At 39.2% G+C, this 19,448-nt stretch carries 21 protein-coding genes and 1 other RNA gene; 10 read left to right on the top strand and 12 right to left on the bottom strand.

What is annotated here, in order from left to right:
* Positions 1-5: 5 nt before the first annotated feature.
* Positions 6-893 carry a Ppx/GppA phosphatase family protein gene (locus R3X28_RS10410; protein ID WP_154368292.1) on the top strand — a complete coding sequence of 296 codons (888 nt, stop codon included), beginning with the start codon at positions 6-8 and terminating at the stop codon, positions 891-893.
* Positions 894-913: 20 nt separating this feature from the next.
* Here R3X28_RS10410 and R3X28_RS10405 read toward each other — a convergent pair whose 3' ends face one another.
* On the bottom strand, positions 914-1,495 hold the full coding sequence (locus tag R3X28_RS10405) for a tRNA-(ms[2]io[6]A)-hydroxylase (RefSeq protein ID WP_154368291.1): 582 nt from the start codon (positions 1,493-1,495) through the stop codon (positions 914-916).
* A 74-nt stretch (positions 1,496-1,569) separates the two neighbouring features.
* Between R3X28_RS10405 and R3X28_RS10400 the strand changes: the two genes are divergently transcribed.
* Positions 1,570-1,929, top strand: a complete 360-nt coding sequence (locus tag R3X28_RS10400; protein ID WP_317664207.1) for a transmembrane 220 family protein — start codon at positions 1,570-1,572, stop codon at positions 1,927-1,929.
* Here the strand turns inward: R3X28_RS10400 and R3X28_RS10395 are convergent.
* Positions 1,918-3,732: a DNA polymerase III subunit gamma/tau gene (locus R3X28_RS10395; protein ID WP_317664206.1), complete on the bottom strand. Its 1,815-nt coding sequence runs from the start codon at positions 3,730-3,732 to the stop codon at positions 1,918-1,920. The two genes, R3X28_RS10400 and R3X28_RS10395, sit on opposite strands and share 12 nt — an antisense overlap.
* Before the next feature lie 129 nt (positions 3,733-3,861).
* Here R3X28_RS10395 and rnpB point away from each other — a divergent pair.
* Positions 3,862-4,186: RNase P RNA component class A (gene rnpB / locus R3X28_RS10390), an RNA gene on the top strand.
* Between the two features lie 174 nt (positions 4,187-4,360).
* On the opposite strand, the gene R3X28_RS10385 is transcribed toward rnpB, so the two are convergent.
* The 3 genes from R3X28_RS10385 to R3X28_RS10375 are packed head-to-tail and all read right to left on the bottom strand — an operon-like array spanning position 4,361 to position 6,358.
* Entirely contained in the window at positions 4,361-4,897 is a 537-nt protein-coding gene (locus R3X28_RS10385; RefSeq protein WP_317664205.1) for an RsmD family RNA methyltransferase, read from the bottom strand.
* Positions 4,897-5,730, bottom strand: coding sequence for a DUF3822 family protein (locus R3X28_RS10380; protein ID WP_317664204.1), 834 nt, complete (start codon positions 5,728-5,730; stop codon positions 4,897-4,899). The genes R3X28_RS10385 and R3X28_RS10380 overlap by 1 nt, the downstream gene beginning before the upstream one ends.
* Positions 5,708-6,358, bottom strand: coding sequence for a hypothetical protein (locus R3X28_RS10375; RefSeq protein ID WP_154368286.1), 651 nt, complete (start codon positions 6,356-6,358; stop codon positions 5,708-5,710). The genes R3X28_RS10380 and R3X28_RS10375 overlap by 23 nt, the downstream gene beginning before the upstream one ends.
* A gap of 272 nt (positions 6,359-6,630) precedes the next feature.
* Between R3X28_RS10375 and R3X28_RS10370 the strand changes: the two genes are divergently transcribed.
* From R3X28_RS10370 to R3X28_RS10345, 6 genes are read left to right on the top strand one after another with little or no spacing between them, the layout of a single operon-like run.
* On the top strand, positions 6,631-8,070 hold the full coding sequence (locus R3X28_RS10370) for an ATP-dependent RecD-like DNA helicase (protein ID WP_317664203.1): 1,440 nt from the start codon (positions 6,631-6,633) through the stop codon (positions 8,068-8,070).
* A gap of 25 nt (positions 8,071-8,095) precedes the next feature.
* Positions 8,096-8,665, top strand: a complete 570-nt coding sequence (locus R3X28_RS10365; RefSeq protein ID WP_154368282.1) for a DUF4126 domain-containing protein — start codon at positions 8,096-8,098, stop codon at positions 8,663-8,665.
* A gap of 37 nt (positions 8,666-8,702) precedes the next feature.
* Entirely contained in the window at positions 8,703-9,416 is a 714-nt protein-coding gene (kdsB, locus tag R3X28_RS10360) for a 3-deoxy-manno-octulosonate cytidylyltransferase (RefSeq protein WP_154368617.1), read from the top strand.
* Positions 9,407-10,108 carry an HAD family hydrolase gene (locus R3X28_RS10355; RefSeq protein WP_282056253.1) on the top strand — a complete coding sequence of 234 codons (702 nt, stop codon included), beginning with the start codon at positions 9,407-9,409 and terminating at the stop codon, positions 10,106-10,108. The genes kdsB and R3X28_RS10355 overlap by 10 nt, the downstream gene beginning before the upstream one ends.
* A 4-nt stretch (positions 10,109-10,112) precedes the next feature.
* The gene (locus R3X28_RS10350; RefSeq protein WP_317664202.1) at positions 10,113-11,240 is read left to right on the top strand and encodes an iron-containing alcohol dehydrogenase family protein; all 1,128 of its coding nucleotides are present in this window, start codon (positions 10,113-10,115) and stop codon (positions 11,238-11,240) included.
* 6 nt (positions 11,241-11,246) lie between these two features.
* On the top strand, positions 11,247-11,783 hold the full coding sequence (locus R3X28_RS10345) for a 1-acyl-sn-glycerol-3-phosphate acyltransferase (protein WP_317664201.1): 537 nt from the start codon (positions 11,247-11,249) through the stop codon (positions 11,781-11,783).
* A gap of 1 nt (position 11,784) precedes the next feature.
* Here the strand turns inward: R3X28_RS10345 and R3X28_RS10340 are convergent, their stop codons facing one another.
* The 5 genes from R3X28_RS10340 to gcvT form a co-directional block, all read right to left on the bottom strand.
* Positions 11,785-12,495, bottom strand: coding sequence for a YebC/PmpR family DNA-binding transcriptional regulator (locus tag R3X28_RS10340; protein WP_154368274.1), 711 nt, complete (start codon positions 12,493-12,495; stop codon positions 11,785-11,787).
* Positions 12,496-12,713: 218 nt separating this feature from the next.
* Positions 12,714-13,001 carry a 4a-hydroxytetrahydrobiopterin dehydratase gene (locus R3X28_RS10335; protein WP_154368272.1) on the bottom strand — a complete coding sequence of 96 codons (288 nt, stop codon included), beginning with the start codon at positions 12,999-13,001 and terminating at the stop codon, positions 12,714-12,716.
* Between the two features lie 48 nt (positions 13,002-13,049).
* Positions 13,050-13,874, bottom strand: a complete 825-nt coding sequence (locus R3X28_RS10330) for a sugar nucleotide-binding protein (protein WP_411556605.1) — start codon at positions 13,872-13,874, stop codon at positions 13,050-13,052.
* 2 nt (positions 13,875-13,876) lie between these two features.
* Complete coding sequence (locus R3X28_RS10325; RefSeq protein WP_317664200.1) at positions 13,877-14,791, bottom strand: glutaminase; 915 nt, start codon at positions 14,789-14,791, stop codon at positions 13,877-13,879.
* Entirely contained in the window at positions 14,791-15,876 is a 1,086-nt protein-coding gene (gene gcvT / locus R3X28_RS10320; RefSeq protein WP_282056524.1) for a glycine cleavage system aminomethyltransferase GcvT, read from the bottom strand. The genes R3X28_RS10325 and gcvT overlap by 1 nt, the downstream gene beginning before the upstream one ends.
* A 268-nt stretch (positions 15,877-16,144) precedes the next feature.
* Between gcvT and R3X28_RS10315 the strand changes: the two genes are divergently transcribed.
* The gene (locus R3X28_RS10315) at positions 16,145-17,110 is read left to right on the top strand and encodes a polysaccharide lyase family 7 protein (RefSeq protein ID WP_317664199.1); all 966 of its coding nucleotides are present in this window, start codon (positions 16,145-16,147) and stop codon (positions 17,108-17,110) included.
* 68 nt (positions 17,111-17,178) lie between these two features.
* On the opposite strand, the gene thrC is transcribed toward R3X28_RS10315, so the two are convergent.
* Positions 17,179-18,474, bottom strand: a complete 1,296-nt coding sequence (gene thrC, locus R3X28_RS10310; RefSeq protein WP_317664198.1) for a threonine synthase — start codon at positions 18,472-18,474, stop codon at positions 17,179-17,181.
* Between the two features lie 53 nt (positions 18,475-18,527).
* Positions 18,528-19,448 (bottom strand): homoserine kinase, encoded by a 921-nt coding sequence (locus R3X28_RS10305; protein WP_317664197.1) that lies wholly within the window; start codon positions 19,446-19,448, stop codon positions 18,528-18,530.

The raw sequence follows: 19,448 nt of genomic DNA, 5'->3' as shown, positions 1-19,448 counted from the left end.
ACAATTTGAAAGTTAGAAAATTCGCTGCAATAGACATAGGATCAAATGCTATTAGGTTGCTGGTAAACAATGTTATTGAGGAGAAAGGCAAAAAGACCGTATTTACAAAAAGTGAGTTGGTACGTGTACCCGTTCGTTTAGGAGAAGATTCTTTTACCGTTGGGGAGATATCCGAAGATAATGAAGAGCGTATCATAAAATCTATGAAGGCCTTTCGACTTTTGATGGATGTAAACCGGGTTGAAAAATATATGGCTTGCGCAACTTCAGCTATGCGTGAGGCAAATAATGGTATGGAAATCATAGAAAAGGTACAGCGTGAAGCAGGTATTAAAATCGATTTAATCGATGGTAAACGAGAAGCCGAGATCATCGCTTCCACAGATTTGAAGCAATTGATACAGAAAGACCAGGCCTATCTCTATATAGACGTGGGTGGTGGTAGCACCGAATTCACACTTTTTAATGAGGGGGTTATAAAAGTTTCGAAATCCTTTAAATTGGGGACGGTAAGGCTATTGAACAATATGGTAGGGGACGCCACCTGGAAAAAATTGGAGGATTGGATAAAACAACATACGGCCGACCTAGAACGCATTTCTATCATAGGTTCCGGTGGTAATATAAATAAGTTACATAAGATGTCTGGTAGAAAGGAAGGCCAACACCTATCTTATGTCTGGTTAAATGCCCAATATAATTTTTTGAACAGCCTTACTTATGAGGATCGGATATCAGAGTTAGGCCTGAATACGGATCGTGCAGATGTTATAATTCCTGCCACACGAATTTTCTTAATGGCTACCAAATGGAGCGGTGCCAAAAAAATATTCGTTCCTAAAATCGGTTTGTCAGACGGAATCATTAAAAGCCTATATTTTTCGGCGTCTTAATTATGTATAATTCCAATTAGCTAGCCGTGCACGGTTTCGTTCTTGCCTAAATTTTTCATGATCTTGGCCTCATAGTCCAAAAGATCCTGCCATTTTTGATTTACCTCTTCAAGATTGCCGTATTTGCGGGCAAATTTCAAGAACATGGTATAATGACCGGCTTCGCTGACCATGAGTTTATGGTAAAACTCAGCTAATTCCTTGTCCTGTAATTCTTCGGATAGCAAGCGAAAACGTTCACAACTTCTGGCTTCTATCAAGGCGGCATAAAGTAAACGATGCACCAATTGATTGGTTCTGCTGCCTCCTTTGGGAAAAAATTTCATCAATTCAACTACATAAAGGTCTTTACGGTCACGCCCTAAAGTTTGTCCTCTTGCGATGATGCGATCGTGAACCATTTTAAAGTGGCCCATCTCCTCTCTGGATAAGGCGATCATTTCTTGGGTAAGATCCGTATATTCCGGGAAGGAAACAATCAAAGAAATGGCAGTACTTGCCGCCTTTTGTTCACAATAGGCATGGTCGGTTAGAATTTCATCAATGTTCTTTTCTACAATATTGACCCATCTTGGGTCTGTGGGTAGTTTAAGGCCAAGCATATTTTAAGTTTTAAGATCTTTCAAAAATAGTAGGTTCAACATCCGATTCAAAATAAGGTGCTTATATTTATAAAATGAATACTTTTTTCAAGTTTTTTGGATGGCTCTTTGTACTTCTGTTCTTATGGTCGGCATTATTGCAATATAATGACGCCGATCCTATTTTATGGATTGTGGTATATGGTGTGGCCGCCTTGGTAACCCTTGGTTTTTTGTTTGATAAAATAAAGTTTATAGTTCCTTTGACCGCTTCGATATTCGGTTTTTTAGGTTTCTTATATCATTTTCCCATTAAGTTCGAAGGATTTACAATTGGTCAGGGTGATATTAAAAATATTGAAGAAGGCAGGGAAGCTTTCGGTCTTTTGATTATCGCAATAGTAATGCTTGTTATCTCTATTCGTATTCGGATGCGGAATAGGCTAAAGGTCTAGGTCGAATGTTTTGCGTAGAATGTCTATGGCCGGGTTCTTTTCCCGAAGCTTCTCATATTTTTCTTCAGGGGTAAAAGCGAATTTTTTGGCCACTTGTTCATTGACCGTAATTTTAAGGGTAATGAAATGGTTGTTGAGGTTGGTACGTAAATACTCCATTAGGTCGAATTTTTCACGTTCCACCTCTTTTTTCATGGTGTCATTGGGAAGTTCGATCCAAATGGTGGTGGCATTGGCCATTTTAGGAATGTCGGTACTTAAACTGGATGCCAATAATTTTCTACCATCATTGTCTATTTTTTTTACAAAATCATTCCAATGTTTTTGCATGTCTTCTTCGCTGAAATCCTCTTTAGGCAGGTCATTTTCATCGATTACAACATCTATTTTATTTATCTCATGTTGTTTTTTTGCCTTTAAACTTGAAATTGAAAGTCCGGATACCCTTTTCGTATTGCCCTTTATTGATATTGGCTTAATGGTTGCCTTGGGTTCTTCGACGGCAGGCTGTACGGTATTTTCCTGCACAACCACTTCGTTTACCGTGTTAGTAGTAGGGGGTGTTTCCGTCTTTTTTTGCTCTATTCCAGTAGTTGTGCTTGGGTCGAATGCATCACTTTTGCTGGCTTCTTCTTTTTCAGGGGCTTTGGTAGGGGGTTTAATGATGTTCCTGTAAAACGCAGCGGGAGCAATAAATTCAATAGTAGTATTGGCTAATGCGACTGATTCAGGATTTTTTTTTTCAGCTCCAAAGTTAATGGACGCCAATTTCATCAATGAAAGCTCTACTAAGAGCCGTTGGTTTTTACTGGTTTTATATTTGAGATCACAGTCGTTTGCAATATTCAAGGCTTGTAACAGAAAATTGTTTGATGTAAGTCTGGACTGTTCCAAATAATTTTTTTTGGCGGTTTCACCTACTTCCAATAACTCAATGGTCTGTTCATGTTTACAAACCATAAGATCCCTAAAGTGGGAAGCGAGTCCCGATATAAAATGGTTGCCGTCGAAACCCAAAGACAGGGTTTTATTGAATAGGAGTAATAAACCGGGAATATCGTGTTTTAAAATAAGGTCGGTAGCCGAGAAATACGTGTCATAATCCAAGACGTTCAAATTTTCGGTAACCGCTTTACGGGTTAGGTTGGTTCCCGAAAAGCTAACGACCCTATCAAAGATAGATAGGGCATCCCGCATTGCACCATCGGCTTTTTGTGCTATGATATGCAGGGCATCATCATCGGCTTCAATTCCTTGGTTTTCAGCGATATATTTTAAGTATGAAGCGGCATCTTTGACCGTAATGCGTTTAAAATCAAAAATTTGGCAACGAGAAAGAATAGTGGGGATGATTTTATGTTTTTCCGTTGTGGCCAAAATGAAAATCGCATGTTTTGGCGGCTCTTCCAAAGTCTTTAAGAAGGCATTGAAGGCCGATTGCGATAGCATATGTACCTCATCTATAATATATACTTTGTACTTTCCTACTTGGGGAGGAATACGGACTTGATCGATCAAGTTCCTGATATCGTCGACTGAATTGTTCGAAGCAGCATCCAACTCAAATATATTGAAAGCAAAATCCTCATCTTCCCGTTCCGTGCCATCTTGATTGATCTGTTTGGCCAAAATACGGGCACAAGTAGTCTTTCCTACCCCTCTTGGTCCGCAGAATAATAGGGCTTGGGCCAAATGATTGTTCTCAATGGCATTGAGCAATGTATTGGTTATCGCCTGTTGGCCAACGACATCTTTGAATGTCTGTGGTCTATATTTACGTGCTGATACAATAAATGGCTCCAAATCGTTTGTGTTTTTAAGGTATTCTGTTTACCGAGGCTATTTTACAAATATAAAAATAGCGGTGTTTATAGCGCTTTATTTAAGATGGATTAAACACTTTTTTATCAACAATTGAAGTAAATTTGCATCTTAGCAGGTCTCCTTATCGATTTGGCTTTAAACGTCAGATAGGAAAGTCCGGACACCATAGTGCAGTATAGCGGGTAACGCCCGTCACCTGATAGTTACTGTCAGGGAGGACAAGTGCAGCAGAAAGTATGTACAGGTAAGGCTGTAGTGAAACCAGGTAAACTCTATACGGTGAAACGTCATGTAAATCAGTGTTCGAGGGCGGCACGTCCGAGCTGAAGGGTAGGCGGTTAGAGCCTTTGGGCAACCAAAGGTCCAGATAAATGATAAGGGCATTCTGAATTTTTCAGGATGAACAGAATCCGGCTTATGACCTGCTTTTTTAATAAAATAGCATTTCCAAAGGAAAATGTGTTGTCGAATTATCCCTGATTTCTTTTACATTCAACAGTGATCACCGTATTTACTTTACCCAAGTGCTTGGTAAAAATACCCTAATATATGCCTTAATCGGGTTATAAGGTGAAATGTAATATCATATTAAAGGAAAAAGTGTTGGCTATTTTTCAAAAAAGCTGAATACACTTCCCCCATACCTTCTGTTTTTGGAATAATGTTCCAACTGCGAAAGATCAGTATGTTTTGAGTGTTCAACAATCAGTACCCCATCATCATTAAGGAGGTTGTTTTTAAATACCAATTCCGGTATTTTGGCAAATTCCTCTACGGGAAAATCGTAAGGTGGGTCAGCAAAAATGATATCGGCCTTAATGACTGTCTTTTCCAAAAATTGAAAAACATCACTTTTAATGGCAGAGATACCAAAACTTAATTCCGTTGAGATTTTATCAATGAATTTTATGCACCCAAAATCGACATCAATAGCCGTAATATCAGTCGTTCCCCTAGAGGCAAATTCAAAACTTATGTTTCCGGTACCGGCAAATAGGTCTAGGAAACTTATCTCCTCAAAATAGTATGAATTATTGAGGATGTTGAAAAGGGCTTCTTTCGCCATATCGGTAGTAGGGCGAACCGGTAATTTTTTTGGGGCCGTTATTCTTTTGCTTTTATGTTTTCCGGAAATTATTCGCATTACAGGGCGCTGATTAAGGTGAAATCTATGGTGTTTTTATCAGTATCGGCCATTGGATAAGATGTAATGGAGGGGATAAAAATGGTTATGTCCTTAATATAGGAATAGCAAAGTTTATAGATTTCATCGTCTTCTTCTATAGAACCGAAAAGTTTCAACTTTGTGGTTTCGGTCTCTAAGTTCAATTGCTCCATGGTAAAGAGCAAATAATAAATGAAATCCTCTTTGGAGGTAAAGGTAAAGTTATTGTGGAGTTGTAATTTTTTTTGTGATATTACGGTGATGCTCATTTGTTGGCCGTCAACATGAACATAGCAAATAGGCTCTTTATTGGCGCCGGAATTATTCAATAATGCCTCAACCAATACAGTACCGTTATGTTTGTATTCAAATTCTCCGAAAAGTTCGAAAATATAATTATTGATGTTTACAAAAGGCACGTAAACGTTGACCATATCATAATTCTCCAAGGTGTCGTAAGCCAAATGGTCATTGGCCAGGATTTTGGCATTCAGTTTCAAGTAGTTGGCCAGTTCATTTTCATCAAATAAAGATTTTGGCACAAAACTGAAAAGTCCGTTACTGTGAACGACAATGACTTCGGAAAAAGAGGTTTTGTGTATTTGATGTTTTTCCAGTAATGTTCTTAGGTTATTTTGAAGTTCAAAGGGGTTTAGGATTTTATCGAAAACCTGTCGTTCAGAATTGGTAATGGTGTTGGAAATTGTATCAAGTACACAAAAAGAAAGTCCATTCAAGCTAACTTGAATGGACAGTTTGTTAAATTTTTCCAATGGAATATCGTCCGTTTTAAAGATCTTCTTTTTTGTCATAAATAGGAGGCCAGTTACCACTAGTACTCACCTGATCAAGAGAACCAACTTTAATAACATCGCCATTTACCTCTTCAACACTTATTTGTGCATTTTCGCGAGTCAATAAGTCTTTAGGTTGGTCAAATAATACTACGCTCTTTTTGACTTTGGCTTCGAAAACCGGGGCTTTATAGCCACCTTTGTCAATAATCGCTGATTTCATTTCAAATTTTTCCCCGCCTGGAGCGTAAGGAACATCCATTAAGCTTTTATAACGATCGTCATTTTTGAACAATGAATCTTTCACCGATACAAATCCTAAGGTGTCAATGATTTTGATTTCTTTCAGAAGTTCAATACCATATGTTTTGTCCATCTCCATATAAGAAGAATCCCTTTGCTGGGTAATTGTATATTTACCAGTATCTACGAAACTTATCAGACTTTTAAAATCATTTGCATATTTTCCATTAGCCGTTTTATAGGCTTCCTGGGCATTACGAATGTCCTTTAATTTGGATACGACTTTGGCAAAACGCTCTTGTTTTACTTTCTTGAATTCTATAGGTCCGGTTACTGAGCTATAAATAAGGTATGCTAATCCGATACAAGCAATCCAAAGTACAATTTGTATTATGGTCTTCATTTCTTACGTGTTATTTTTTTGATTTAGTGGTTAACACAAATCTACAATTTTTTTACAAACTGCCTAATATTTTATTGCGGTAATTATTAAGGTTTATCAAATTTATCGCTTCGCCTATAAAGACGGTCGTTCTATGATTAAATGAGGTGCATATCATAACCGTTTGAAACGTAATGGATAGTGTGTGTTTTAGTCCAATTTTATATGATATTTCAGTAGAATAATATAGCAAATGGTTTTTGGGCCGATAATCATGATTATCTTTGAAAACTATGAAGGTCCTTACTGCATCCTCTTTTTTTTCTATCCTTAAGGAAAAGTTTCCACATGAGCCTACACCTATGCAGTCGGTGGCATTGCAACAATTGTCGGATTATGTGCTTTCTGATGAAAAAGAACGATTGTTCTTGTTGAAGGGATATGCCGGTACTGGAAAAACTACGATTGTTGGTACCTTGGTTAGTAATTTATGGCGTACGACTATGAAGGCGGTGTTGATGGCGCCAACGGGAAGAGCGGCTAAAGTAATGTCAAATTACTCAAATACACAGGCGTTCACCATACATCGTAAAATCTATTTTCCCAAAAAGCAATCAGGAGGTGGGGTACAATTTGTTCTGGCGCCTAATAAGCATAGGAATACCATATTTATCGTTGATGAGGCCTCAATGATTCCGGATACCCCTGCAGATTCCAAACTTTTCGAAAACGGCTCGTTGTTAGACGATCTTATGATGTTCGTTTATTCCGGACACAACTGTAAGTTGATTTTGATCGGGGATACGGCCCAGTTACCTCCGGTTCATCTCGATTTGAGTCCGGCTTTGGATGAAGGCAAATTAGGTCTAAATTATAACAAAGAGGTTACAAAGCTCGAGTTGGATGAGGTGGTTCGGCAATCAGAGGATTCCGGTATTTTGGTCAATGCCACATTGCTCAGGGAGCAATTGGCCGGGACATTTTTCGAAGGATTTCAGTTTGATGTAAATCCGTTCAGTGATATTGTTAGACTCATAGATGGTCATGAAATACTAGAGGCTATTGATTCATCTTATTCAGAGAACGGGAAAGAAGAAACTACCATAATTGTGAGGTCGAACAAAAGGGCCAATCTCTACAATGAAAATATACGCCAAAGAATCCTTTATTTGGAAAATGATATTGCCACAGGGGATTTTATGATGGTGGTCAAGAATAATTATTTTTGGTTAAAACCCACCTCTGAAGCCGGATTTATAGCGAATGGTGATATTATCGAGGTGCTCGAGATTTTTGCGATAAAGGAATTGTACGGGTTCAAATTTGCTGAGGTGAAGGTGCAAATGGTCGACTATCCGAATCAACCACCTTTTGAAACGGTCCTGTTGTTAGATACCATCATGGCGGTAACCCCTTCCTTATCTTACGAAGATGGTAATCGTTTATACCAGGAAGTAATGAAAGATTACGAACATGAAACTTCAAAATATAAAAAGTTCCTTGGTGTAAAGAACAATAAGTATTTCAATGCGTTACAGGTCAAGTTCTCATATGCCATAACCTGTCATAAATCACAAGGTGGCCAGTGGAATACCGTATTTGTTGAGCAGCCTTACTTACCCAATGGTATCGATAAAGAATATCTTAGGTGGTTGTACACGGCGGTTACTAGGGCAAAGGAAAAATTGTATCTTATAGGCTTTAAGTCCGATTTTTTTCTTGATTCGGAATAACCTAATTTAGTACAAAGTATAAAAAATGAACTCGGAAACGATAATCAGTATATTTTTGGGTGTTGGTCTAGCGGCGTCAGTGGGTTTTCGTGTTTTCCTGCCCCTTTTCGCACTTAGCCTGGCTTCATATTTTGGGGTTTGGGAATTGAACGATAATTGGCAATGGATAGGGAGTGTTGCTGCATTGATAACCCTAGGGGTGGCTACTTTAGCTGAAATTTTCGGATATTTTATTCCTTGGGTAGATAATTTATTGGACAGTATTGCCATACCTTTGGCAGCTATTGCAGGTACAGCGGTTATGGTGTCAACGGTAGCGAATCTCGATCCAGTGGTTACATGGTCATTGGCCATAATTGCTGGGGGAGGTACGGCAACTGCAATAAAAGGGGCGGGAGCCTCGACCCGATTAACATCGACAGCAACTACGGGAGGCTTGGCAAATCCACTGGTTTCAACAGTTGAAACGGGGGCTGCGGTGGTGGTTTCGGCCGCATCCATTTTTGCCCCGATCCTGGCGGCTATTTTGGTCATCGCCATTTTGGTGTTCGTCTTTACGATTTATCGTAAACTAAGGCCAAGGACAAAATCTTAATCAACAACTTAAAGCGAATAAAGTGAAAATTATAGCAATGATACCCGCACGATATGCGGCTTCAAGATTTCCTGCCAAATTAATGCAGGACCTATCGGGCAAACCCGTTATTGTGCGTACTTATGAAGCGGCGATAAAAACCGAACTTTTCGATGAGGTTTATGTTGTTACGGACAGTAAAATTATTTTTGATACCATTACAGACGCTGGAGGGCAGGCGATAATGAGTATTAAGGAGCATGATTGTGGCAGTGATCGTATTGCGGAAGCCGTTGCCGACATGGATGTTGATATCATTGTCAACGTGCAAGGTGACGAACCTTTTACCGATCGTGAAAGCTTGGCAAGTGTATTGAAGGTTTTTGAGGAAGATGTTGTCAAGGAAATAGACCTGGCTTCTTTAATGGTAAGGATTAACGATTGGGATGAAATTAACAACCCGAATACGGTAAAGGTCATTATCGATAATCGTAATTTTGCCCTTTATTTTTCCCGATCGCCAATACCATTTCCACGAGACACGGCCATTGAGGATATCTATTATAAACACAAAGGCATCTACGCTTTTCGGAAAAGTGCTTTGATGGATTTTCACCGTTTGCCCATGTTGCCTTTGGAAGCTAAGGAAAAAATAGAGGCCATTCGATATCTTGAGTATGGTAAAAAAATTAAAATGGTAGAGACGAAAGTAACAGGTATCGAAATAGATACGCCTGAAGATCTAAAAAAGGCCCAAGCAGCATGGAAGTAGATTTCAGTAACATAAAAGTTATAGGCTTTGATGCCGATGATACCCTATGGGTGAACGAAACGTATTTTCGGGATACCGAGGAATTGTTCGCCGATTTACTCGAAGGCTTCGAAACTAAAAACAAAATAGATCAAGAGTTGTTCAAAAAAGAGATGGACAATCTGGAACTGTATGGGTATGGAATTAAGGGTTTTATGCTCTCTATGATCGAGTCGGCCTTGGAACTTTCAAATAATAGGGTTTCCCAAGCAACGATTATGAAAATTTTGAATCTAGGTAAAGATATGATTAGTCACCCAGTTGAATTGTTGGATGGGGTCAAAGAAGTCTTACTGGCATTGAAAAATAAATATCGATTGATCGTTTTGACCAAAGGCGATTTGTTGGATCAGGAACGAAAGCTCGAAAGATCGGGACTATCAGAATATTTTCATCATGTAGAGGTGCTGAGCGATAAGAAAGAACTGAATTACAAAAACCTATTGGAACATCTTGAAATAGGGGTCGATGAATTTTTAATGATAGGGAATTCCTTGAAGTCAGATGTTTTGCCCTTACTTAATATTGGGGCAAAAGCAGTTCATGTTCCTTTTCATACGACTTGGCAACATGAGCAGGTGTCGATTGAGGAAAATGATTACAAATATTTGAAATTAAATAGGTTAGAAGATGTTCTAGGCTATTTGAAATAGTATTATGGAGGTAAAGAACACAAGTATATTGAAAAACGATCCTACCAAAAAGAAAGTGGAATATAAAAATTTCCCAATGGTGCCACGTGTGGTTTTTGGGAACGGAAGCTTTGATCAACTAGGTACTATATTAATGGCCAAAAGGAAAAATTCCGAAGCTCCATTTATTTTCTTGGTTGATGATGTTTTTGAAGGAAAGGAATTACCGTATCGTATACCGACCATGTTCAATGACCGTATTGTATTTATTTCGGCCGATGAAGAACCCAAGACCAATCAGGTTGATGCTTTGGTACAAAAAATAAGGGATGATTTTTCAGAGATTCCATCCGGTATTGTAGGTATAGGAGGGGGTACGATAATGGATTTGGCAAAGGCCGTGTCCATAATGATGAATAATGAAGGGAGCTCTTATGAATACCAAGGTTGGGATCTAGTGAAAAAACCATCCATTTACCATGTAGGTATACCCACAATTAGCGGAACAGGGGCAGAGGTTTCGCGAACAACGGTACTATTGGGGCCTGAAAGGAAATTAGGTATAAATTCTGATTACACGACCTTTGATCAAGTTGTTCTTGATCCCGATTTAACTAAAGGGGTTTCCAAAGAACAATGGTTTTATACGGGCATGGATTGTTTTATCCATTGTGTGGAGTCGCTCAATGGGACTTATCTAAACGCCTTTAGTCAGAGTTATGGTGAAAAGGCATACGAACTGTGTAAGGAAGTGTTCCTTGATGGGTTGGGCGAAACAGAATCGCGGGACAAATTAATGATGGCTTCGTGGCATGGTGGTATGAGTATCGCCTATTCCCAAGTCGGTGTCGCGCATGCCATGAGTTACGGACTTTCTTATCTTTTAGGGGTGAAGCATGGGATTGGTAATTGTCTTGTTTTTCAATATTTAGAGGAGTTTTATCCCGAAGGAGTGGCCTTGTTCAAGATTATGCAAGAAAAACATCAAATTGAGCTTCCAAAAGGTATATGTGCCAACTTATCTGAAGAGGAGTTCGAAACCATGATCTCTGTAGCTATGGGAATGGAACCTTTATGGGAAAACGCATTGGGAAAAGAGTGGAGAAAAACCATTACACCAGCTAAATTAAAATCGATCTACGAAAAGATCTAAGCCTATATGCATACACTTGCAAAATTTATTTATTTCAAATTACTCGGTTGGAAGATCATTGGAGAGTTTCCCGATATTGATAAATGTTTATTGGTCGTTGTACCACATACCAGCTGGGTAGACTTCTTTTTGGGACTACTTATTCGAAGGGTCATCAATAAGGACATGAATTTCATAGCAAAGAAGAGTCTTTTTAAACCTCCGTTCGGGTGGTATTTCAGATGGATGGGCGGTGCACCTATTGATCGCTCAAAAAGCAATGACACCGTAACTGCTATTGCCGGTATTTTTGACGAAAAGGAAGTTTTTAGGCTGGCACTATCACCGGAAGGAACCCGTAAGAAGGTTGAAAAATGGAAAACAGGATTCTATTACATTGCCAAAGCCGCCCAAGTACCTATTGTTTTGGTTGCCTTTGATTATGGCGGTAAACAGATAAAATTTTCGAAGCCTTACACTCCTTCGAAAGATATAGAGGCTGATTTTAAACTCTACAGGGAATTTTTTAAGGGTGTTACGGGAAAGAAACCCGAATTGTCATAACCTATTCCTGCATCGTATGATAAACGTTCTGAACGTCATCATCCTCTTCGATTTTTTCCAATAATTTTTCAACATCGGCCGCTTCTTCCTCGGTCAATTTTTTGGTTACCTGTGGAATGCGTTCAAAGCCGGAAGAAAGAATCTCGATTTCCCTATGCTCCAATTCTTTTTGAATGGCACCGAAACTTTCGAAAGGGGCGTAAATCAATATTCCGTCATCATCGACAAAAACTTCCTCAGCACCAAAATCGATCATTTCGAGTTCAAGTTCTTCCGCATCTATTCCTTCTGCATTGATCCTGAAATTACAAGTGTGGTCGAACATGAATTCTACCGAACCTGATGTACCTAAACTACCATTGCATTTGTTGAAGTAACTACGAACATTCGCTACGGTCCTTGTGTTGTTGTCCGTTGCGGTTTCTATTAAAATAGCGATACCGTGTGGGGCGTACCCTTCGTATAATACCTCTTTGAAATCACCTAGACTTTTATCAGTGGCCCTTTTTATGGCCCTTTCGATATTGTCTTTGGGCATGTTCACAGATTTGGCATTCTGTATTACCGCTCTAAGCCTTGAATTGGAATCAGGGTCTGGGCCACCTTCTTTTACGGCCATAACAATGTCTTTTCCAATACGCGTAAACGCTTTGGACATTGCGGACCATCTTTTCATTTTACGTGCCTTCCTGAATTCAAAAGCTCTTCCCATAATGTGATGTGTGTATTATTTTAACGGCTGTAAATTTAAGAAAATTTAGACAGTATCATAAACCTTCGGCGAAGTATAAATTCAAAGGATTGAATACGATAAGGTTCAAGGGTAACTGCCTTTTGCAAAGGAGTTCCTAAGATTTTGGTTTTAGGGCATTTATCAATCTAAATAGGTTTTTGTTCCTGCGATTTCCAAAGTATTGTAAAAGATCGGGTTCAATCACTTTCAATAATATCCTCTATGCTTTGGGCCAATTTAAAATCTTTTAAGGTTACCCCATTGGCATCATGGGTGTTCAAACGTATCGTCAGGGTATTGTATACATTGCTCCATTCGGGGTGATGGTTTTGGGCCTCGCATTCAAAGGCAATGCGGGTCATAATGGAAAAGGTTTCTTTAAAATCCTTGAATTCAAAAGTAGTTTGCAAAGCGTCGTCAATGTATTCCCAACCTTCCAAATTTTTAAGACGTTCCTGAATTTCGATTTCATCTAGTTTTGCCATAACCTCATTTTTTTATCAAAAATATAAAAGCAAATGACTTTCAGGAACTTAATCCATTAAAAGATGATGGTCAATGATTTCTTGATAAGTGGTCTGGAGGTTATTGGGAAGCTTGTTGGTTTTCGCAAGTACGGCCAAATAACGATCGTCATTCGTTGTATAGACCCTTTTATAGATGGGGTTGAATTTCCCAATACGCTCCACAACTTCCTTTATGAAATCTTCATGGTGCACCAAGTCCTTACTGCCTAAATGGAAAATACCTGTTTTATCTTGATTAATGATAAAGTGTATTTGTTGCGTTAGCTTATCATCATGTGTTACGTTCATGATCAAATTAGGGAAAACCTCAATGGGTTTATTGTTCCATATAAGGTTTCTAATTTCCTTGATTCTTGGTGATGAGTTGCCAAATACCATGGGTACCCTAAGGATAGCCATTTTGTGGCTCGGTAAGCGCATCATCATATTCTCGATTTTGATCTTAAGCCTTCCGTAAACACTTTCTGAAAGGGTTTTGTCATTTTCGTATGACGGGTACTTACTATAAGCATCGAATACATTGGCCGATGAGATAAAAATCAACCTACAATCGTTTTCCGAAACATATTCTACCAGATGTTGGTGTGCTTGTATTTGAGAAGCAAAGTTTCCGCGCACTGCTGAAATTATGATTTGTGGACGAATTTTCTCCAAAACCTGGAAGATATCATCAGACGCTAAATCGTATTTTAAAAACTGCTGGTTGCCCTCAAAAGACCTTCTGGCAGAATTATACGTACCATAAGTATTGAAATAGGAGCGAAGCTCTCGATAAATTGCATTACCGATAAAGCCGCTTGCGCCCAGTATTAGAATCTTTTTTGAGTCCAATTTCAAAAAATTGATTGAGAGGTTTTTGTAGTAAGCTTTTCAAGGGCTTGCATGCCAAGTTTTGAATTACCTTTTAGGTTCAAGCCGGGTGACCAAGTGACTACGGAGAATTTGTCAGGGAACACGGCGGCAATTCCACCTCCAACGCCACTTTTACCGGGTAGCCCCACTTCAAAGGCAAATTCGCCTGCCTCATCATAAAACCCGCAAGTAAGCATTAAGGCATTGATTCTTTTCACTTGGTTAATGTTCAGATAAGTTTTACCTCTCTGGCACTTGCCATGGTTCATGAACATGTAAAATGCATTTGCCAATTGTTTACAGCTCATTTCGATGGAGCACTGGTGGAAATAAAAATCAAGGACTTCGTCAACATCGTTTTCAAGATTACCGTAAGATTTAAGGAGATTTGCCGCGGCAATATTCTTGAATCCTGTATTTTTTTCAGATTCCGCTACTTTTTCATTGTAGGTGATGCTATCGTCGTTTGTTATTTGACGAATAAAATACAGGAACTCATCTTTGGGGTTTTCTAGGTTGGAAACAAGAATATCGGCAACCACAATAGCCCCTGCATTTATCAACGGATTTCTAGGAATACCATTTTCGAATTCCAAAAGGGATAAGTGGTTAAATGGATCACCCGAGGGTTCAACATCCACGCGTTCCCAAATTGAATCACCGACCAAAGCAAAACATTTTGATAGGCTTAAGACTTTAGAGATACTTTGTATCGAAAACAATTCGTCAGCGTCTCCCGCAGAATAATGGTTCATTTGGGAATCTACCAAATGGATCCCAAATTTGTTGGGGTCTATTTTCGATAATTCAGGAATATAAGAGGCTACAGTCCCTTTTTCCTTAACATTATTTAATTCGGAAGCAATCGCTTCTATTATGTCCTGATAGTTCGGCATTAATTTTTATAAAAAGGTAATTTGACTACAGTTGCCGGTACTGCCTTTTTTCGAATTTGAATGCTGATCTTACTACCGGTTTCAGAAAATATGGTCGGTACGTAACCGAGCCCAATTCCTTTTCCTAAAGAAGGGGACATGGTGCCAGAGGTTACTTCCCCTATCGTTTTTCCTTGTGAGTCCACGATATCATACCCATGTCGGGGAATACCGCGTTCGTCCAATTCAAAACCTACCAATTTTCTTTCGGGTCCATGTGCTTTTTCTTTCGCTAAGGCCTCGCTATTGACGAAATCCTTTGTAAATTTTGTAATCCAGCTTAAACCAGCCTCAAAAGGGGAGGTTTCATCGGTAATGTCATTTCCGTAAAGGCAATACCCCATTTCTAAACGAAGGGTATCCCTCGCTGCCAGTCCAACCGGTTTTATTCCAAAATCTGCACCGGCCTCGAAAACCTTGTCCCATACTTGTTTTACTTCACTGTTCTTGCAATATATTTCAAAACCGCCAGAACCTGTGTATCCGGTTGCTGAAATGATAACGTGTTCAATTCCCGCAAAATCACCAACGACAAAATTGTAGAATTTGATGCTGCTTAAATCGACTGAAGTTAAACTTTGCATGGCCTCAACCGCTTTTGGTCCCTGAATGGCCAAAAGTGAATACTGTTCGGAAAGGTCTTTCATTTCAGCCTTTATGCCTTTATTGTATGTTGAGATATGGTTCCAATCTTTTTCAATATTGGAGGCATTTACCACTAAAAGATAGGTTTCTTCTTTAATGCGATAAACGATTAAATCGTCAACAATTCCTCCCGTTTCATTAGGAAGGCAACTATATTGTGCTTTACCTATGGTTAATTTCGAGGCGTCATTAGAAGTGACTTTCTGAATTAATTCCAAGGCATTAGGACCTTCAATGAGAAATTCCCCCATATGTGAGACATCAAAAACCCCAACTCCTTCTCTGACAGTTTCATGTTCAATATTCACGCCTTCGTAGGAAACCGGCATATTGTATCCTGCAAAAGGTACCATTTTTGCACCTAGTGCTTCATGGGTTTTGGTAAGGGCCGTATCTTTCATCATTCTTAATTTTGTGAGGCAAAGCTATTGAATAATTTAAGGATAGAAAAGGAGATGCTTTCGATTTGCCAGAATGAATTTGTAAGGAGAAAATATTCAGCGAGAACAAAATACACTAGTTCATAAAGTATATTGAAGGTGTAGATTGTAAATTGATACTGAAAACCCCTTATTTTATCGATTTTAACATTGTTTGTAGTAGAAAATGGAGTAGTCTTGCTAAATTGGTTAACCAATTTAATATTCATACGTTTAACAGTACTTGCATATGCAGAAAGGATTAAGATTTTGGAGATTACATACCTATTTCAAAATACTATTTGCCTTATTTTTTATTTATAGTTGTTCAGATAATGGTGCGGATTCTGACACTATTGTTCCCGATAGTGAGGTTGTTGAAACTGAAACCGAAGAGGAAACTGAAACTGAAGAGGAAACAGAAACGGAGGAAGAGACCGAAACCGAGGAAGAGACCAACTCGGATATCCCAGGTCAAGTATTGGGGCTATCAACTTCTGATTGGAAGTTGAACGGTTTTATTGGTACGGGGGCTGATGCGGTCTATGAAGATGATTTGTTAAAGGCCTTGGGTAAATCATTCGATGATTATGTTGATGATAATTATTTTTATGCGCTTGACGGTTTCACGTATTTCAAATGTTATCGTGGTTTGGGCGGGTCAAAAAACTCAAATAATCCAAGAGTAGAGCTTAGGGAGATGAAAGACGGTGAAACCCATTATTGGGATGGGGATTCCGGTAGGCATATTATGGAATGGACGGTACGTGTGGATCAATTACCTAAAAGTACAAGTGGAACTGATGGGGTGCTTTGTTTTGGACAAATACATGGGCCAAGCGATAGTCAAGGTTTCAATGATGATGGTGTGGATGTAGATGACACTATACGACTGCAATTTCGTGGGGAGCCCAACCAAGAAGAGGGCGAGGTAGATTTAAAGATAAGTGGGTACATTACAGAAGAACAAGGTGGTTCAATTAGTTTGTCCGGTTATAATTTGGATACCGTTTATGATTTTAAACTGGTTATGGAAAATGGAGTTATAACTGTCTTTGTGAATGGGGAAATGGTTTTTGAACGAACTTTGAATACTTCTGGGGATACCAGTTATTTTAAAGTCGGAAATTATCTACAATCGGTAAAGGAAGCCACATATGACGCAGCTTCGTTTGGGTTGGTAGGTATCAGTGCTTTGAAAGTTACTCATGAATAACCGTTAAAATATAGAAAAAGCCCTTATTTTCATAAAGACTTTTTTGTAAAGTTTCGGATATTGTTTGATCAGCGTTTTAGCAAATAACTTTTCAGTTCCTCATACTTGCCTATTTTGATAGACGTTTTTTCTTTACCCATTACTTTTTTAATTTGGGTAGGAAGCTCCAAAGTTTGGCCAATGGTTTCTTCAACTACATCCAAAAATTTCACGGGATGTGCCGTTTCTAGAAAAACCCCAAAGGTTTCAGGATGGTCTTTTCGGTATTTTTGTATACCAAGGTAACCCACTGCCCCATGTGGGTCGGCGATATAATCTGATGTCTTATAGATATCCAACATCGCTTTTTTGGTTTCTTCATCCGTGAAAGGATAAGAACTTAAATTAGCCTTTAATGCCTCGAAATCGTCATTATGTAAATGTCGAATTCGAATAAAATTACTAGGGTCGCCCACGTCCATAGCGTTAGAAATGGTTGCAGATGAAGGCTTGGGTTTGTATTCCCCGGTTTCCATAAATTCGGGAACCGTATCGTTCACATTTGTGGCAGCGATAAAATGTTTTACGGGCATACCCAATCTTTGGGCGACCATACCGGCACAAATATTTCCAAAATTTCCACTAGGAACAGAGAATACCAATTCCTTACCTTTTGACTTTAATTGCTTATAGGTAAAAAGAAAATAGAACAGTTGTGGTAACCAGCGAGCCACATTAATCGAATTTGCTGAGGTCAATTGCATTTTCTGTAAAAGGGCATCATCCAAAAAGGCAGTTTTTACCATTTTTTGGCAATCATCAAAAGTGCCGTCAACTTCTAGAGCGGTAATATTCTGTCCTAGAGTCGTTAGTTGTCTTTCTTGTATGTCACTGACCTTGCCGCTTGGGTAAAGGATAACCACTTTTACACCATGGACACCAAGAAAACCATTGGCCACGGCCCCTCCCGTATCGCCTGAAGTTGCTACCAATACGGTTACCTCGTTGCTCGTGCTTTCAGAAAAATACCCCAAGCATTGCGCCATGAATCTCGCGCCTACATCTTTAAAGGCCATTGTAGGGCCGTGAAAAAGTTCCAGTGTTGCCACATTTTCCTCGATTTCAACAACGGGAAAATCAAAATCAAGAACATTCTTGATGATTTTTCGAAGTTCATTTTCGGGAATATCGCTACTTACGAACTGTTGAATGGCCGTAAATGCTATTTCTTCGTTCGATAATTTTTCAATATTCTCAAAAAAACTTTTAGGTAAAGGGGTAATGCTTTCAGGAAAGTAGAGTCCTTTATCGGGAGCAATTCCCTTGATGACAGCTTCTTTGAAAGAAACATTCGGGGCTTTATTGTTTAGGCTATAAAAATTCATGGTTGTTATATGGTTCTTCCCTCTTTATAGGGAGAACATCTTTTTTGTTCTATTTAGATTTCTTTGACTCCTTCGGTATTGATTTTTGATATATGCACATCATGGTCAATTCCGATTTTCTCGTACACTTTTTTCATCGAAAGGGCAACTTTTTTGGCTGTGGCCTCACCTTTACTAAAGGCAAAAATCGATGGTCCCGAACCGGAAATACCACAACCTAATGCTCCTGAAGTCAAGGCTCCTTTTTTCACATCATTGAAACCGGGTATTAATATGGATCGGATGGGCTCCACGATATGGTCTTCCAAGGAACGCCCTATCAAATCATAATCCTCGGTAAATAGTCCGGCTATCAATCCTCCTAAGTTTCCCCATTGTTTTATGCCTTCTTTCAAGGTGATATGGGTTTTCAATATTTTCCTGGAATCTGAAGTTTTGATTTCTATTTGCGGATGTATTACCGTTGCAAATAATTCTGACGGACTATTGATCGGTATAATATCCAACGGTTCATAACTGCGAACCAAGGTGAATCCTCCGAATAGGGCAGGGGCTACATTATCGGCGTGGGCGACCCCACTGGCCAAGCGTTCCCCTTCCATGGCAAACTCAACCAATTTGGAAGTTGTGAAAGGCTTGCCCAATAATTGGTTCATGGCCCAAACAGCACCGGTTGAACTAGCGGCACTGCTGCCGATACCACTTCCGGCTTTGATATTTTTATAAATTTCAATTTCAAAACCTCCGTCGTAATCGCTTTCATTTAACAAGGCCAATCCTGCAACACCGGCTACATTCCTTTCGGTTTCCATTGGCAAGTCCTGACCTTCGAGTTTTGTAATGAAAATACCTTTTTTTGGTGTTTTTCTAATGACCATCTCGTCACCCACTGAATCCAACGCGACCCCAAGTACATCAAATCCACAGGAAATGTTGGCGATAGTGGCCGGACAGAATACTCTTAGTTCCTCCAT

It is taken from the genome of Maribacter sp. TH_r10 (assembly GCF_033101095.1).
Taxonomy (GTDB): domain Bacteria; phylum Bacteroidota; class Bacteroidia; order Flavobacteriales; family Flavobacteriaceae; genus Maribacter_A; species Maribacter_A luteus.
The sequence above is the reverse complement of the archived record's forward strand: the minus strand, read 5'-3'. Positions and strand labels throughout refer to the sequence as shown.

Excerpts from the sequence above, each read along its gene's own strand:
- R3X28_RS10355 (WP_282056253.1), top strand. The coding sequence starts at position 9,407 with ATGGAAGTAGATTTCAGTAACATAAAAGTTATAGGCTTTGATGCCGAT.
- thrC (WP_317664198.1), bottom strand. The coding sequence starts at position 18,474 with ATGAATTTTTATAGCCTAAACAATAAAGCCCCGAATGTTTCTTTCAAA.
- R3X28_RS10325 (WP_317664200.1), bottom strand. The coding sequence starts at position 14,791 with ATGCCGAACTATCAGGACATAATAGAAGCGATTGCTTCCGAATTAAAT.
- R3X28_RS10370 (WP_317664203.1), top strand. The coding sequence starts at position 6,631 with ATGAAGGTCCTTACTGCATCCTCTTTTTTTTCTATCCTTAAGGAAAAG.
- R3X28_RS10350 (WP_317664202.1), top strand. The coding sequence starts at position 10,113 with ATGGAGGTAAAGAACACAAGTATATTGAAAAACGATCCTACCAAAAAG.
- R3X28_RS10385 (WP_317664205.1), bottom strand. The coding sequence starts at position 4,897 with ATGCGAATAATTTCCGGAAAACATAAAAGCAAAAGAATAACGGCCCCA.
- R3X28_RS10315 (WP_317664199.1), top strand. The coding sequence starts at position 16,145 with ATGCAGAAAGGATTAAGATTTTGGAGATTACATACCTATTTCAAAATA.
- R3X28_RS10380 (WP_317664204.1), bottom strand. The coding sequence starts at position 5,730 with ATGACAAAAAAGAAGATCTTTAAAACGGACGATATTCCATTGGAAAAA.
- R3X28_RS10375 (WP_154368286.1), bottom strand. The coding sequence starts at position 6,358 with ATGAAGACCATAATACAAATTGTACTTTGGATTGCTTGTATCGGATTA.
- gcvT (WP_282056524.1), bottom strand. The coding sequence starts at position 15,876 with ATGAAAGATACGGCCCTTACCAAAACCCATGAAGCACTAGGTGCAAAA.
- R3X28_RS10345 (WP_317664201.1), top strand. The coding sequence starts at position 11,247 with ATGCATACACTTGCAAAATTTATTTATTTCAAATTACTCGGTTGGAAG.
- kdsB (WP_154368617.1), top strand. The coding sequence starts at position 8,703 with ATGATACCCGCACGATATGCGGCTTCAAGATTTCCTGCCAAATTAATG.
- R3X28_RS10340 (WP_154368274.1), bottom strand. The coding sequence starts at position 12,495 with ATGGGAAGAGCTTTTGAATTCAGGAAGGCACGTAAAATGAAAAGATGG.
- R3X28_RS10305 (WP_317664197.1), bottom strand. The coding sequence starts at position 19,448 with ATGGAGGAACTAAGAGTATTCTGTCCGGCCACTATCGCCAACATTTCC.
- R3X28_RS10405 (WP_154368291.1), bottom strand. The coding sequence starts at position 1,495 with ATGCTTGGCCTTAAACTACCCACAGACCCAAGATGGGTCAATATTGTA.
- R3X28_RS10335 (WP_154368272.1), bottom strand. The coding sequence starts at position 13,001 with ATGGCAAAACTAGATGAAATCGAAATTCAGGAACGTCTTAAAAATTTG.
- R3X28_RS10365 (WP_154368282.1), top strand. The coding sequence starts at position 8,096 with ATGAACTCGGAAACGATAATCAGTATATTTTTGGGTGTTGGTCTAGCG.
- R3X28_RS10400 (WP_317664207.1), top strand. The coding sequence starts at position 1,570 with ATGAATACTTTTTTCAAGTTTTTTGGATGGCTCTTTGTACTTCTGTTC.